Origin of the sequence: Streptomyces glaucescens (assembly GCF_000761215.1) — a bacterium.
Taxonomy (GTDB): domain Bacteria; phylum Actinomycetota; class Actinomycetes; order Streptomycetales; family Streptomycetaceae; genus Streptomyces; species Streptomyces glaucescens_B.
This window is the reverse complement of record NZ_CP009438.1, coordinates 5,557,399-5,570,945: the sequence shown is the minus strand read 5'-3', so window position 1 is coordinate 5,570,945 and position 13,547 is coordinate 5,557,399. Positions and strand designations below refer to the sequence as shown.

At 73.1% G+C, this 13,547-nt stretch carries 12 protein-coding genes; 4 read left to right on the top strand and 8 right to left on the bottom strand.

Features of this window, described 5'->3' with window-relative positions; all coding sequences use genetic code 11:
• Entirely contained in the window at positions 1–510 is a 510-nt protein-coding gene (gene rimP / locus SGLAU_RS24245) for a ribosome maturation factor RimP (protein ID WP_043504521.1), read from the bottom strand.
• Between the two features lie 218 nt (positions 511–728).
• On the opposite strand from rimP, the gene SGLAU_RS24240 reads away from it, so the two are divergent.
• The 3 genes from SGLAU_RS24240 to SGLAU_RS24230 are packed head-to-tail and all read left to right on the top strand — an operon-like array spanning position 729 to position 2,657.
• On the top strand, positions 729–1,271 hold the full coding sequence (locus SGLAU_RS24240) for a hypothetical protein (protein WP_043504519.1): 543 nt from the start codon (positions 729–731) through the stop codon (positions 1,269–1,271).
• Positions 1,268–1,732 (top strand): DUF4439 domain-containing protein, encoded by a 465-nt coding sequence (locus SGLAU_RS24235; RefSeq protein WP_043504518.1) that lies wholly within the window; start codon positions 1,268–1,270, stop codon positions 1,730–1,732. The genes SGLAU_RS24240 and SGLAU_RS24235 overlap by 4 nt, the downstream gene beginning before the upstream one ends.
• Positions 1,733–1,757: 25 nt before the next feature.
• Positions 1,758–2,657 (top strand): aminoglycoside phosphotransferase family protein, encoded by a 900-nt coding sequence (locus SGLAU_RS24230; protein WP_043504517.1) that lies wholly within the window; start codon positions 1,758–1,760, stop codon positions 2,655–2,657.
• Between the two features lie 37 nt (positions 2,658–2,694).
• Here SGLAU_RS24230 and SGLAU_RS24225 read toward each other — a convergent pair whose 3' ends face one another.
• The 7 genes from SGLAU_RS24225 to SGLAU_RS24195 all read right to left on the bottom strand — a co-directional run bounded on the left by SGLAU_RS24225 (position 2,695) and on the right by SGLAU_RS24195 (position 12,058).
• Positions 2,695–4,395 (bottom strand): proline--tRNA ligase, encoded by a 1,701-nt coding sequence (locus SGLAU_RS24225; protein WP_043504514.1) that lies wholly within the window; start codon positions 4,393–4,395, stop codon positions 2,695–2,697.
• Positions 4,396–4,503: 108 nt separating this feature from the next.
• Complete coding sequence (locus SGLAU_RS24220) at positions 4,504–5,043, bottom strand: GNAT family N-acetyltransferase (RefSeq protein ID WP_043504513.1); 540 nt, start codon at positions 5,041–5,043, stop codon at positions 4,504–4,506.
• A gap of 30 nt (positions 5,044–5,073) precedes the next feature.
• Positions 5,074–5,922: a GNAT family N-acetyltransferase gene (locus tag SGLAU_RS24215; protein WP_043504512.1), complete on the bottom strand. Its 849-nt coding sequence runs from the start codon at positions 5,920–5,922 to the stop codon at positions 5,074–5,076.
• A 195-nt stretch (positions 5,923–6,117) separates the two neighbouring features.
• On the bottom strand, positions 6,118–7,275 hold the full coding sequence (gene ispG, locus SGLAU_RS24210; RefSeq protein ID WP_043504511.1) for a flavodoxin-dependent (E)-4-hydroxy-3-methylbut-2-enyl-diphosphate synthase: 1,158 nt from the start codon (positions 7,273–7,275) through the stop codon (positions 6,118–6,120).
• 170 nt (positions 7,276–7,445) lie between these two features.
• Entirely contained in the window at positions 7,446–8,738 is a 1,293-nt protein-coding gene (locus tag SGLAU_RS24205) for a M50 family metallopeptidase (RefSeq protein WP_099052955.1), read from the bottom strand.
• Between the two features lie 8 nt (positions 8,739–8,746).
• Positions 8,747–10,054, bottom strand: coding sequence for a 1-deoxy-D-xylulose-5-phosphate reductoisomerase (gene dxr / locus SGLAU_RS24200; protein WP_244315254.1), 1,308 nt, complete (start codon positions 10,052–10,054; stop codon positions 8,747–8,749).
• Positions 10,055–10,117: 63 nt separating this feature from the next.
• Complete coding sequence (locus SGLAU_RS24195; protein ID WP_043504508.1) at positions 10,118–12,058, bottom strand: acyl-CoA dehydrogenase family protein; 1,941 nt, start codon at positions 12,056–12,058, stop codon at positions 10,118–10,120.
• Between the two features lie 369 nt (positions 12,059–12,427).
• Here SGLAU_RS24195 and SGLAU_RS24190 point away from each other — a divergent pair, with 369 nt between their 5' ends.
• On the top strand, positions 12,428–13,441 hold the full coding sequence (locus tag SGLAU_RS24190) for a LacI family DNA-binding transcriptional regulator (RefSeq protein ID WP_043504506.1): 1,014 nt from the start codon (positions 12,428–12,430) through the stop codon (positions 13,439–13,441).
• The last annotated feature ends 106 nt before the right edge of the window (positions 13,442–13,547 follow it).

The window sequence follows — 13,547 nt, the reverse complement described above, 5'->3', positions numbered from 1 at the left end:
CTACGCCTCCTCTTCCTTCTTCTCGGACTTCTCGTCCTTGCGGTTGAACTCGACCTGCACGCGCGCCCGGGCGATCTCCGGGAAGGCGAGCCGGCGCGCGGTGGCCTTGCGGCCCTTGACTCCGGGCACCTCCAGCTCGACGCCCTCGTCGTCGACGCCGAGGATCCTGGCGACCAGCTCGCCGCCCTCGGTGAGCTGGAACCTCGCCAGCCGGCCCGTGGCGCGCACGTAGTGCCGGTGTTCCGTGAGGAGGCGTTCCGCGCCCGGCGTGCCGACCTCGAGGGTGTACTCGCCCTCGCCCATGGCGTCCGTCTCGTCGAGCTTCGCCGAGAGCGCGCGGCTCACATCGGCGATCTGGTCCAGGTCCGCCCCGGTGTCGGAGTCGACGACGACGCGCAGCACCCGCTTGCGTCCGACCGAGTCCACCGCGATCTCCTCGAGATCCAGGCCCTGGGAGCCGACGAGCGGCTCCAGAAGTTCTCGCAGCCTCTCGCTCTGGGTGGTGCTCATCCGGGTGACTCCTCGGCCGCGTGTGCTGTTGTGGGATGGGTCGCGTGTCAGGTGAAAGGGTATCCGGTCCCGGAGTGTGTTGCCGTCCACCGGTGCCCGTCCCCGGTGCGGGGCGGTGCCGGTGAGTGGTGTCGGACACATGCGCGGGTACGGTGATCACGGGCGGCCCGCCGGGTGCCCGCCCGTGACGTTCGTACGAGCCTCCGAGGACGCCAGCCGTGCCGTACCCACCGCCGTCGCGCACCCCCTCGGGTCCGCGCCGCAGAACCCTGCTCGCCTCGGCCGCCGGGGCCGCCCTGCTGTCCGGCTGCACCGCCGGGTCCGAGGACTCCGGCGGCCGCGGCGCCGGGCCGTCGGCCGCGGACCGGGTCCGCGCGCGGGCCGCTTCGGACAGCGGGCGCCTGGCCGAGCGGTACGACGCGGTGCTCGCCGCGCACCCGGGGCTGGCGGAGCGGCTGGCACCGCTGCGGATGGAGGTCGTACGGCACCGGCAGGCCTTCGGGGGCGGGGTGAAGCCGTCCGCGCCGGGCTCGCCCCCGGCGTCGCCTTCGGCCTCGGCCGCGCCCCCGGTGTCCGCGGCGCCCGCCGTGCCCGGGGACGAGAAGGCGGCCCTCACCGAGCTGGCCGCCGCCGAGCGGGCGCTCGCCGACCGGCGGGCGAAGGCCCTGATGGACGTGCCGGGCGAGCTGGCCCGGCTGCTGGCCTCGGTGGCCGCGGCCGGGGCGGCGCACGCGTATCTGCTGACGGAGGCGGCGAAGTGAGCGAGGCGTCGAAGCGGGAACTGGGGGCGCTGCAGGCGGCGCTCGCGGCGGAGCACGCGGCCGTGTACGGCTACGGGGTCGTCGGGGGGCGGATCCGCGAGGAGCGGCGCGCGGAGGCGCGCGCGGCGTACGACGCGCACCGGGCGCGGCGGGACGCGCTGGCCCGCGAGGTGCGGGACCTGGGCGGCGAGCCGGTCGCCGCGGCGGCCGGGTACGCGCTGCCGTTCCCGGTGACGGACGCCGAGGCCGCCGGCCGGCTCGCCGCCGAACTGGAGGACCGGGTGGCCGGGGTCTACTCCGACCTGGTGCGGGCGGCCGGGGGACAGCGCCGGGGCACGGCCGCCGCCGCGCTGCGGGAGGCGGCGGTGCGGGCGGCGCGCTGGCGGGGCGGGAGCGTAGCCTTCCCTGGGCTCGCCGAACGGGCGGGTGCCGCGGGGGCGTCCGCGACGCCCACGGCGTGACGCACCGGAAGGGAACGACTCGCGTATGGCTTTCGAACCGCCGCGGCGTCTGGTCAGGGCGCTCGGTGAGACGGCACCGGACGGTGACGACTGGTTGGAGAAGCTGCCCGAGACGGCTGGGCGAGCCGTCGCGCTACGCGAGTTGACCGTCGAGCGGGTGCAGGTGCCGGGGGGCCGCAGCAGTCTGGTGGTACTGGTACGGCGCCCGGACGGGACCCCGGCCGTGCTGAAGCTGGCACCGCCGCGGGCGCGTCCCGGGAGCGAGCGGGCCGCGCTGGCCCACTGGGGCGGGCGCGGTGCCGTGCAGCTGCTGGAGCAGGGCTCGCCCGACGGGGCGCTGCTGCTGGAGCGGCTGCACCCGGATGTGTCGGTGCGGTCGCTGCCGGAGGCGAAGGCGCTGCTGGAGGCGGCGGGCACGCTGCGCCGGCTGTGGGTGACACCGCCCGAGGGGCACGGCTTCGAGACGGTGGCCGGGCGCACCGGGCGGCAGGCCGCGGCGATGCGGGCGAGCGCGGAGGCGGACGCCGAGGTGGCGCCGCTGGTCGAGACGGCGCTCGCGGCGCGCGAGGAACTGCTGGCGGCGCCGCCGGAGGAGAAGCTGCTGCACGGCACGTTCCGGCAGAGCAAGGTGCTCGCCGGGGAGCGGATGCCGTGGCTGGCGGTGGGCCCCGATCCGGTGGTCGGCGAGTGCGCCTTCGACCTGGCGCGGCTGGTGCGGGACCGGGTGGAGGACCTGATCGCCCAGCCGTCGGGCGCGGCGACGACCCGGCGCCGGGTGAAGCGGCTCGCGGAGTCGCTGGACGTGGACCAGGAGCGGCTGCGCGGCTGGACGCTGTTCCGGGCGGTGGAGTCGGGCGTGCGGGCCCGCAGGGTCGGCCGGGAGCAGGACGCGGAGCTGCTGCTGGAGTTCGCCGGCTGGCTGTAGGGCCGGGCCCGGGGGCGGTGCCCCGGGCCCGGGTGGCTCAGGCGGTCAGGCGCGCGATGGCCTCCTCGACCGTCAGCTCCTCGCGCTCGCCGGTCCTGCGGTCCTTCAGCTCGACCACGCCCTCGCCCGCCCGGCGGCCCGCGACGAGGATCTGCGGGACGCCGATCAGCTCGGAGTCGGTGAACTTCACGCCCGGGGAGACGCCCGCGCGGTCGTCCACGAGGACCCGCACCCCGGCCCCCGCCAGCTTCTCGGAGATGTCGAGGGCCAGCTCGGTCTGGAGGGCCTTGCCGGCCGCGACGACGTGGACGTCGGCGGGCGCGATCTCCTTGGGCCAGCACAGGCCCTTGTCGTCGGCGGTCTGCTCGGCGAGGGCGGCGACCGCGCGGGAGACGCCGATGCCGTAGGAGCCCATGGTCACGCGGACCGGCTTGCCGTTCTGGCCGAGGACGTCCAGCTTGAGGGCGTCGGTGTACTTGCGGCCCAGCTGGAAGATGTGGCCGATCTCGATGGCGCGGTCGAGCTTGAGGCCGGTGCCGCACCTGGGGCAGGGGTCGCCCTCCTGGACCACCACGACGTCGACGTACTCGTCGACCTGGAAGTCGCGGCCCGCGACGACGTTCCTGGCGTGGGTGTCCGGCTTGTTGGCTCCGGTGATCCAGGCGGTGCCGGGAGCCACGCGCGGGTCGGCGATGTACTTCACCTTGCCGAGACCCTGCGGGCCGACGTAGCCGCGGACCAGGTCGGGGCGGGCCGCGAAGTCGGCCTCGGTGACCATCTCGACGGCGGCCGGGGCGAAGTGCGCCTCGACCTTGTCGAGGTCGACCTCGCGGTCGCCGGGGACGCCGACGGCGACGATCTCGCCGTCGACCTTCACCAGGAGGTTCTTCAGCGTGGCGGAGGCCGGGACGCCGAGGGAGGCGGCCAGGGTCTCGATGGTGGGGGTGTCCGGGGTGGGGATGTCCTCGGCGGCGGGCACGCCGGCGGCGTCCACGGGCTTCAGCTCGTAGGTGATCGCCTCGGTGTTGGCGGCGAAGTCGCAGTTCGGGCAGTCGGCGAAGGTGTCCTCGCCGGCTTCGGCGGGGGCCAGGAACTCCTCGGACTTGGAGCCGCCCATGGCGCCGGCGGTGGCGGCGCAGATGCGGTAGTCCAGGCCGAGGCGTTCGAAGACCCTCTGGTAGGCCTGGCGGTGCAGGGCGTAGGAGTGGGCGAGGCCCTCGTCCTCCAGGTCGAAGGAGTACGAGTCCTTCATCAGGAACTCGCGGCCGCGCAGGATGCCGGCCCGGGGGCGGGCCTCGTCGCGGAACTTGGTCTGGATCTGGTAGAGGATGACCGGCAGGTCCTTGTAGGAGGACGCCTGGTCCTTCACCAGCAGGGTGAAGATCTCCTCGTGGGTGGGGCCGAGCAGGTAGTCGCCGCCCTTGCGGTCCTGGAGGCGGAACAGCTCGGGGCCGTACTCGTCCCAGCGGCCGGTGGCCTCGTAGGGCTCGCGCGGCAGCAGGGCGGGGAGCAGCACCTCCTGGGCGCCGATGGCGTCCATCTCCTCGCGGACGACGCGCTCCACGTTGGCGAGGACCCTCTTGCCGAGCGGCAGCCAGGTCCACACGCCCGCGGCGGTACGGCGGACGTAGCCGGCGCGGACGAGCAGCTTGTGGCTGAGGACCTCGGCGTCCGCCGGATCGTCGCGCAGGGTCTTCGCCATCAACTGGGACATGCGCTGGACCGGTGCGTTGGCCATGGTTCTCGTACTCCTGCTGACGGGGATCCCCCCGCTCGCGCGAAGCCGGGAGTGGGGGAGGGTGGTGGCTAGGAGGTTAGCCGGGCGGTACTGGGCGGTGGAAATCGGTTATCGGCGGCGCAGCGGCAGCGGGGCGCCCATCACGGCGTACGGCAGGGGTGCGCTGGGGAACAGGACGCGGCGGGCCAGGTCCTGGTAGCCGAGCGAGTGGTAGAGGCCGCGGGCCGGGCTGTCGGTGTCGATCGCGGAGAGGATCGAGCGGGGCTCGGCGGCGCTGTCGGTGATCGCGGTGATCAGGGCGCGGCCGATGCCGCGGTTCTGGTGGCGGGGGTGGACGTGCAGTTCGGTGATGACGAAGGAGTCGTCGAGCCAGCCGTCGTTGCCCTGGGCGCGCAGATAGGGCTCGACGACCGTCGACCACCAGTGGGTGCGGCTGTTGGGCATGCCGTAGACGAATCCGGCGAGGCGGCCTTCGGCGGTGGTCGCGCCGAGGGCGCGGGCTCCGCGGTAGGTCATGTGGCGCAGCACGATCTGGCGGCGTACGGCGACCTCGTCCGGGCCGAGTCCGAACGCCAGGGCTTGGACGGCCAGCGCTTCGTCGACGTGGGCGGGGAGGTCGAGGGGGGCGATCGTGATGTCGCGAAGCATGTCGGCGAGCCTACAGCGGGCGGAGCCGTGTCAGAACAGCACACTCATGAAGGCGCCGGTCTCCCGGAAGCCGACCCGCCGGTAGGTCCTGCGCGCCGCCGTGTTGTAGTCGTTCACGTACAGGCTGACCACGGGGGCCACGTCGGCGAGGGCGTAGCGCAGCACGGCCGCCATGCCGGGGGCGGCCAGCCCCTTGCCCCGGTGCTCGGGGGCCACCCACACGCCCTGGATCTGGCAGGCCTGGGGGGTCGCCGCGCCGATCTCCGCCTTGAACACGACCTTGCCGTGCTCGTCGATGCGGGCGAAGGAGCGGCCGGAGCCGACGAGTTCGGCGACCCTGGCCTGGTAGAGCAGGCCGCCGTCGCCGGCCATCGGGGAGACGCCGACCTCCTCGGTGAACATCGCCACGCAGGCCGGCATGATCGTTTCCATCTCGTCCTTGCGGACGCGGCGGACGTAGGGGTCCGGGGCTATGTCGTCGGGCATCCGGTCGGTGACCATCAGCGGCTGGTGGGCGCGGACCTCGCGGGCCGGGCCCCAGTGCGGTTCGAGCAGCCGCCACAGCAGGGCGGTGGACTCGGCGGGACCGACGATCGAGGAGCAGCGGCGGCCGGCCCGGCGGGCGCGGTCGGCGAAGGCGCGGACGGCGCGCGGGGTGGCGCAGATGGGGACGAGGTTGGCGCCCGCGTAGCACAGGGACGTGAGCATGCCGTCCTCGTACCAGCCCCACATCTCGCCGCCGAGGCGCCACGGGTCCAGGCCGGCGACCTGGACCCGGGAGGTCACGAAGGCGTTGGTGACCGGCTCGCGGTGCAGGACGGCGAGTGCGGCGTCCAGGTCGCTCGGTTCGAGGACCCGGGAGGTGGTCTGGGTCAGCACGTGCGGGAGCCCTCCGGGGTCAGCTGCTGGTCTCCGCACTGTACCCGCGGATGCGCTGAGCTTGCTCGGGCGGCGGACGCCCCGGGAGCTCCCGGGGCCCGGCGCGGGGTTCCCGTGACCGTGCGCGGGGCGGGGTGACGGGGCCGGCCGTGCCGCTCCCGCGCGCCCCTGACGGGGCGCTGCCCGCGCCGTTGGTCAGCCGGCCACCGATACGGACGGCTCGCCCGAGATGACGCCGTCGGCCTCCATCTGGGCGGCCAGCTTCATGGCCTCCTCGATGAGGGTCTCGACGATCTTGGACTCGGGGACGGTCTTGATGACCTCGCCCTTGACGAAGATCTGGCCCTTGCCGTTGCCGGAGGCGACCCCGAGGTCGGCCTCGCGGGCCTCGCCGGGGCCGTTGACGACGCAGCCCATGACGGCGACGCGGAGCGGGACCTCCATGCCGGTCAGGCCCGCGGTGACCTCTTCGGCGAGCTTGTACACGTCGACCTGGGCCCGGCCGCAGGACGGGCAGGAGACGATCTCCAGGCCGCGCTGGCGCAGCCCGAGGGACTGCAGGATCTGCAGGCCGACCTTGACCTCCTCCACGGGCGGGGCGGAGAGGGAGACCCGGATGGTGTCGCCGATGCCCTGGGAGAGCAGGGCGCCGAAGGCGACCGCCGACTTGATGGTGCCCTGGAAGGCGGGGCCGGCCTCGGTGACGCCGAGGTGGAGCGGGTAGTCGCACTGCTCGGCGAGCTGGCGGTACGCCTCGATCATGACGACCGGGTCGTTGTGCTTGACCGAGATCTTGATGTCCCGGAAGTCGTGCTCCTCGAAGAGGGACGCCTCCCAGAGGGCGGACTCGACCAGGGCCTCGGGGGTCGCCTTGCCGTACTTCTGGAGCAGGCGCCGGTCGAGTGAGCCCGCGTTGACGCCGATGCGGATCGGCGTGCCGTGCTCCTTCGCCGCCCTGGCGATCTCCTTGACCTTGTCGTCGAACTGCTTGATGTTGCCCGGGTTGACCCGGACGGCGGCGCAGCCGGCCTCGATCGCGGCGAAGACGTACTTCGGCTGGAAGTGGATGTCGGCGATGACCGGGATCTGCGACTTCTTCGCGATGACCGGCAGGGCGTCGGCGTCGTCCTGCGTGGGGCAGGCGACCCGGACGATCTGGCAGCCGGAGGCGGTCAGCTCGGCGATCTGCTGGAGGGTGGCGCCGATGTCCGAGGTGCGGGTCGTCGTCATGGACTGGACCGAGACCGGGGCGTCCCCGCCGACCGCCACGGAGCCGACCTGGATCTGCCGGCTCTTCCGGCGCTCGGCGAGCTTGGTCGGAACGGACGGCATGCCGAGAGAAATCGCAGTCATCTGCTGTGCAACCCCAAGTCGTGGATCAAGGTCCCGGTCCCGTCAGCGGCGGGCTCCGGGCTTCGAGATTACGGCACGGGCCGTGGACTGAGCACATCCCGCCGGTAAACCACCCGAAGAGTGGCGGCCCGGCGGGTGAACGCCGCCGGGCCGCGCCGGACTCCGCGCGGCTAGGAGATTCTGACCGGGTTAACGACGTCCGCGATCAGCACCAGGATGGTGAAGCAGATGAAGATCCCGGCCACCACGTAGGCCACCGGCATCAGCTTCGCCACGTCGAACGGTCCCGGGTCGGGGCGGCGCAGCAGCCGGGCGGTGTTGCGGCGCAGCGACTCCCAGAGGGCGCCCGCGATGTGGCCGCCGTCGAGCGGCAGCAGCGGGAGCATGTTGAACAGGAACAGGGACAGGTTGAAGCCCGCAACGAGCATCAGCGCCATCGCGAGCTGCTGGGTGGGCGGGATGTCCAGGGTGAAGATCTCACCGCCGACGCGGGCCGCGCCGACCACGCCCATCGGGGAATCGGGCTCGCGCGGGGCGCCGTCGAAGGCGGCGTTCCACAGGGCGGGGATCTTGCCGGGCAGGGCGGCGAGGGAGTCGACGGCCTCGCCGACCCGGTCGCCCATCCAGGTCACCGAGTCGCCGAAGTCCTGTTTGACCACGCCGGTCGCGGCGCTGAAGCCGAGGAAGCCGGCGGTGACGTACTCGCCCTCGACGACCTGGCCGTGGGAGTCCTTCTTGAGGACCTGGTTGGTGGCGATCGTGGCGTGCAGGGTGACTTCCTCGCCCTTGCGGTCGACGACGATCGCGACGTCCTCGCCGGGGTGGGAGCGGATCAGGTCGGAGAGCTGGTTCCAGTCGTCGGTGCGCACGCCGTCGAAGGCGACGATCCGGTCACCGGCCCGCAGTCCCGCCGCGGCGGCCGGGGAGGCCGGGTCGGAGGCCCGGCAGGTGTCACGGGCCTGGCTCTGCGGGACGACGCACTTCTGCACCTCGCTGACCGCGGTGGTCTGCTGGGTGACGCCGAAGCCCATGAGGACGACCAGGAACAACGCGACGGCCAGCACCAGGTTCATGAACGGGCCCGCGAACATCACGATGACCCGCTTCCACGGCTTGCGCGTGTAGAACAGGCGGGTCTCGTCGCCCGGCTTCAGCTCCTCGAAGGCGGCGGAGCGGGCGTCCTCGATCATGCCGCGCCAGGGCGAGGTGGAGCGGGCCTCCAGCTTGCCGTCGGGGCCCGGCGGGAACATGCCGATCATGCGGATGTAGCCGCCGAACGGGATGGCCTTGATGCCGTACTCGGTCTCGCCCTTCCTGCGCGACCAGATGGTCGGGCCGAAGCCGACCATGTACTGCGGCACGCGGATGCCGAACAGCTTGGCCGTGGAGAGATGCCCCAGCTCGTGCCAGGCGATCGAGATCAGCAGGCCGACCGCGAACACGACTATGCCGAGGATCATCATCAGGGTCGTCATGCACGGGCCTCCGCCGTCATCGCCGTCAGTTCCCGGGCCCGGGCGCGGGCCCAGGTCTCCGCTTCGAGGACGTCCGCCACGGTGAGCGAGGTTCCCGTGCGCGGGGTGCCGTGCTCCTCGACCACCCGGGTCACGGTCTCGATGATGCCGTTGAACGGCAGCGCGCCGCTGCGGAACGCCTCCACGCACTCCTCGTTGGCCGCATTGAACACCGCGGGCGCGGTGCCCGCGAGCTCGCCCACGTGCCGGGCCAGGTTCACGGACGGGAAGGCCTCGTCGTCGAGGGGGAAGAACTCCCACGTCGAGGCCTTGCTCCAGTCGAAGGCCGGGGCCGCGTCGGGGACGCGTTCCGGCCAGCCGAGGCCGATGGCGATCGGGCCCCGCATGTCGGGGGGCGTCGCCTGCGCCAGCGTCGATCCGTCCGTGAACTCCACCATCGAGTGGACATACGACTGCGGGTGCACGACGACCTCGATGCGGTCGAAGGGAATGTCGTACAGCAGATGCGCCTCGATCACCTCCAGGCCCTTGTTGACGAGGGTCGCGGAGTTGATGGTGATCACCGGGCCCATCGCCCAGGTCGGGTGGGCGAGGGCGTCCTCGACGGTGACGCCGGCCAGCTCCTCCTTCGTACGGCCCCGGAAGGGCCCGCCGGAGGCCGTGACGACCAGCTTGCGGACGTCGGCGCGGGTGCCGGCGGCGAGGGCCTGGAAGAGGGCGGCGTGCTCGGAGTCGACCGGGATGATCTGGCCGGGCCGGGCGAGCGCCTTGACCAGCGGGCCGCCGACGATGAGCGACTCCTTGTTGGCGAGCGCGAGGGTGCGGCCCGCCTCCAGGGCGGCGAGGGTCGGGGCGAGGCCGATGGAGCCGGTGATGCCGTTCAGCACGGTGTGGCAGGGCGAGGCGGCGAGCCGGGTGGCCGCGTCCGGGCCGGCCAGGATCTCGGGCAGCGGCTCCCGCGGGCCGTACTGCGCGCTCAGCGCCTCGCGCAGCGCGGGCACCACGTCCTCGCGGGCGACCGCGACGGCCCGTACCCGCAGCCGGCGGGCCTGCTCGGCGAGCAGGGCGACCCGGCCGCCGTTGGCGGACAGGCCGGTGACCCGGAAGCGGTCGGGGTTGCGCAGCACGAGATCGATGGCCTGCGTGCCGATCGACCCGGTGGAGCCGAGGATCACCACGTCCTTCGGGCCGTCCTGCGTCACCGGGGCGAAGAGGCGGTGCGGATCCGCGAGGGCGCGGACCGCGGGCCGCGGGCCGGACGGGTCCTGCGGCCCGCGCCCTCGGGGGGATGGACTGTCGCTCATCCCCCTATTGTGGCTGCCGGTGAGCACGGTCAGGACAGGCGTCCCTCGTGCGGGTGTCGCCGGTCACTCGGGGATGGTCCTGCGTACGTCGGGCCGGGGGGTCTCGGGGGTGCGGGTGTCGGCGATCCAGGGGCCGTCGCCGGAGGGGTCGACGACTCCGTGCTCCAGCCACTCGTAGGTGCCCGCCAGGACGCCCTTCACGACCTTGCGGTCCAGGTCGTCGGTGTTGTCCCACAGGCGGGTGAACAGGGCGTCGACGCGCAGCCTGGCCTGGTGGCAGAAGGCGTCGGCGAGCTGGTAGGCCTCGCGGCCGTGGTCGCCCTGGGAGCGGAGGAGTTCCGCGCGGACGCAGGCGGCGCTCATCGCGAAGAGTTCGGCGCCGATGTCGACGATCCGGCCGAGGAAGCCCTGTTTGGTCTCCATGCGGCCCTGCCAGCGGGACATGGCGTAGAAGGTGGAGCGGGCGAGTTTGCGGGCGGTGCGCTCGACGTGCCGCAGGTGCGGGGAGAGGTCGACGCCGGCGTGCCGGAACTCGGCGTAGGAGCGGGGCAGCTGGCCGGGGCCCGCGATCAGCCGGGGCAGCCACTTGGCGTAGAAGACGCCGGCCTGCGCGCCTGCCTTCGCCTTGTCCTGGAGGGACTTGTCGGGGTCGATGAGGTCGCCCGCGACGGAGAGGTGGGCGTCGACGGCCTCGCGGGCGATGAGCAGGTGCATGATCTCGGTGGAGCCCTCGAAGATGCGGTTGATGCGCAGGTCGCGCAGCATCTGCTCGGCGGGTACGGCCCGCTCGCCGCGCGCCGCCAGCGACTCGGCGGTCTCGAAGCCGCGGCCGCCGCGGATCTGGACCAGTTCGTCGGCCATGAGGCAGGCCGTCTCGGAGCCGTAGAGCTTGGCGAGGGCGGCCTCGATGCGGATGTCGTTGCGGTCCTCGTCGGCCATCTGGGAGGACAGGTCGACGACGGCTTCGAGGGCGAAGGTGGTGGCCGCGATGAAGGCGATCTTGGAGCCGACCGCCTCGTGCAGGGCGACCGGCTTCCCCCACTGCTCGCGGGCCGCGGACCACTCGCGGGCGATCTTCAGGCACCACTTGCCGGCGCCGACGCACATCGCGGGCAGCGACAGGCGGCCGGTGTTGAGCGTGGTGAGGGCGATCTTCAGGCCGGCGCCCTCGGGGCCGATGCGGTTCGCTGCGGGGACCCGGACGCCCTGGAAGCGGGTCACGCCGTTCTCCAGGCCGCGCAGGCCCATGAAGGCGTTGCGGTTCTCGACGGTGATGCCCGGCGAGGATGCCTCGACGACGAACGCGGTGATGCCGCCCTTGTGGCCCTGGGTCTTCGGCACCCGGGCCATGACGACGAGCAGGTCGGCGACCACCCCGTTGGTGGTCCACAGTTTCACCCCGTCGAGGAGGTAGTCGTCGCCGTCCGGCACGGCGGTGGTGGCGAGGCGGGCCGGGTCGGAGCCGACGTCCGGCTCGGTGAGCAGGAACGCGGAGATGTCGGTGCGGGCGCAGCGCGGCAGGAACCGTTGCTTCTGCTCGGGGGTGCCGAACATCTTCAGCGGCTGCGGGACGCCGATCGACTGGTGGGCGCTGAGCAGGGCGCCGACGGCGGGGCTGGCGGAGCCGACCAGGGCGAGGGCCTTGTTGTAGTAGACCTGGGTGAGGCCGAGACCGCCGTACTCGGGGTCGATCTTCATGCCGAGGGCGCCCAGTTCCCTGAGCCCGGCCACGGTCTCGTCGGGGATGCGGGCCTCGCGTTCGATGCGGGCGGAGTCGATGCCCGTCTCGCAGAACGCGCGCAGCTTCGCCAGGAACGCCTCGCCGCGGCGGACGTCCTCGTCGGCGGGGAGCGGGTGGGGGTGGATGAGGTCGAGGCGGAACCGGCCGAGGAACAGTTCCTTGGCGAAGCTGGGCTTGCGCCAGTGCTGTTCCCTGGCGGCCTCCGCGACTTGGCGGGCCTCACGTTCGGTGACGGTGGGTCGGGTGGTGGGAGTGGCGGACATGAGGCTCACCTCGCCGCGAATCGGGATCAGGGTCCAATTGGTTACCGACGGGTGTTACGCGATCGTATGTACCCGATAACGGACTGTCCCACCACCCTGCGCGCCGCCGTTCGGCCGAGCGGCGGCGCGCCGGGGAGCCGCGGGGCGGTCCGCGCCCCGGCATCCGGGGCCGCCGGCCGGCCGCGGCCGGAGCGTGGCGGGCGGCGTACGGTGGCGGGAGGCCGGGACGGAGGCGCGCGGAAGAAAGGTGTCGAAGCGCTTCGACAGCCTATGGACACCCACCCGCCCTGGAGCTACTGTCAAACCACCCCCACCCGTCGTTGTTCGCACTGCGCATTGTCGAAGCGCTTCACACAGCTTGGAGAGCGGATGGTCACCCTCGCCGAGGTCGCCCAGCACGCCGGAGTCTCGGCGAGCACGGTGAGCTATGTCCTCAGCGGCAAGCGGTCCATCTCCGTGACCACCCGGCAGCGGGTCGAGCAGAGCATCCGGGAGCTGGGCTACCACCCCAACGCCGGAGCCCGCGCCCTGGCCAGCAGCCGGTCGAACATCCTCGCCCTGATGGTCCCGCTGCGCACCGACATGTACGTGCCGGTGATGATGGAGATCGCCATCGCGGTGACCACCACCGCCCGCACGCACGGCTACGACGTCCTGCTGCTCACCGGCGAGGAGGGCCCGGACGCGGTGCGCCGGGTCACCCGCAGCGGGCTCGCCGACGCGATGATCGTGATGGACGTCGAACTGGAGGACGAACGGCTCCCGCTGCTGCGGGGCAGCGGCCGGCCGTCCGTGCTGATCGGACTGCCCGCCGACACCACCGGCCTCACCTGCGTGGACCTCGACTTCACGGCGACCGGCGCGCTGTGCGTGGAGCATCTGGCCTCGCTCGGCCACCGCGACATCGCGGTCATCGGTGAGGCCCCCGCGGTCTACGAACGGCACACCGGGTTCGCCGAGCGCACCCTCGACGGGCTGCGCGCCCGCGCCCGCGAGCTGGGGCTGCGGGTGCTGCACCGCCCCTGCGAGGGCGGGTACGACGCGATGGCGGCGACCCTCGCCCGGATCTTCGACGAGCGCCCGGCGACCACCGGGTTCGTGGTGCAGAACGAGTCCGCGGTGGAGCCGCTGCTCGCGCTGCTGCGCCAGCAGGGCCGGGCGGTGCCGGAGGACGTGTCGGTGGTCGCCGTCTGCCCGGACCAGGTCGCCGTGCAGGCGTCGGTGCGGCTGACGTCGGTCGCCATCCCGGCCCAGGAGATGGGCCGGCACGCCGTGGAGCGTCTGGTCGCCAAGCTGGACGGGCGGGGCGGCGACGAGGTCGTCCTGCTGGCGCCGGAGCTGACGGTCCGCGCGAGCACCGGCCCGGCACCCGCCGCCTCCTGACCCGCTCCCCCGCCACCCGGCCCCGTGCCCGTCCAGCGCGTCCGCCATGGCGGGCGCGCGGTCCCGGAGCGCGGCCGCCCGTGGCGGAGCGGCCGCGCCGTGCGGG

Coding starts and splice junctions, on each gene's coding strand:
- rimP (WP_043504521.1), bottom strand. CDS start 510: ATGAGCACCACCCAGAGCGAGAGGCTGCGAGAACTTCTGGAGCCGCTC.
- SGLAU_RS24230 (WP_043504517.1), top strand. CDS start 1,758: ATGGCTTTCGAACCGCCGCGGCGTCTGGTCAGGGCGCTCGGTGAGACG.
- SGLAU_RS24225 (WP_043504514.1), bottom strand. CDS start 4,395: ATGGCCAACGCACCGGTCCAGCGCATGTCCCAGTTGATGGCGAAGACC.
- SGLAU_RS24220 (WP_043504513.1), bottom strand. CDS start 5,043: ATGCTTCGCGACATCACGATCGCCCCCCTCGACCTCCCCGCCCACGTC.
- ispG (WP_043504511.1), bottom strand. CDS start 7,275: ATGACTGCGATTTCTCTCGGCATGCCGTCCGTTCCGACCAAGCTCGCC.
- SGLAU_RS24205 (WP_099052955.1), bottom strand. CDS start 8,738: ATGATGATCCTCGGCATAGTCGTGTTCGCGGTCGGCCTGCTGATCTCG.
- dxr (WP_244315254.1), bottom strand. CDS start 10,054: ATGAGCGACAGTCCATCCCCCCGAGGGCGCGGGCCGCAGGACCCGTCC.
- SGLAU_RS24195 (WP_043504508.1), bottom strand. CDS start 12,058: ATGTCCGCCACTCCCACCACCCGACCCACCGTCACCGAACGTGAGGCC.
- SGLAU_RS24190 (WP_043504506.1), top strand. CDS start 12,428: ATGGTCACCCTCGCCGAGGTCGCCCAGCACGCCGGAGTCTCGGCGAGC.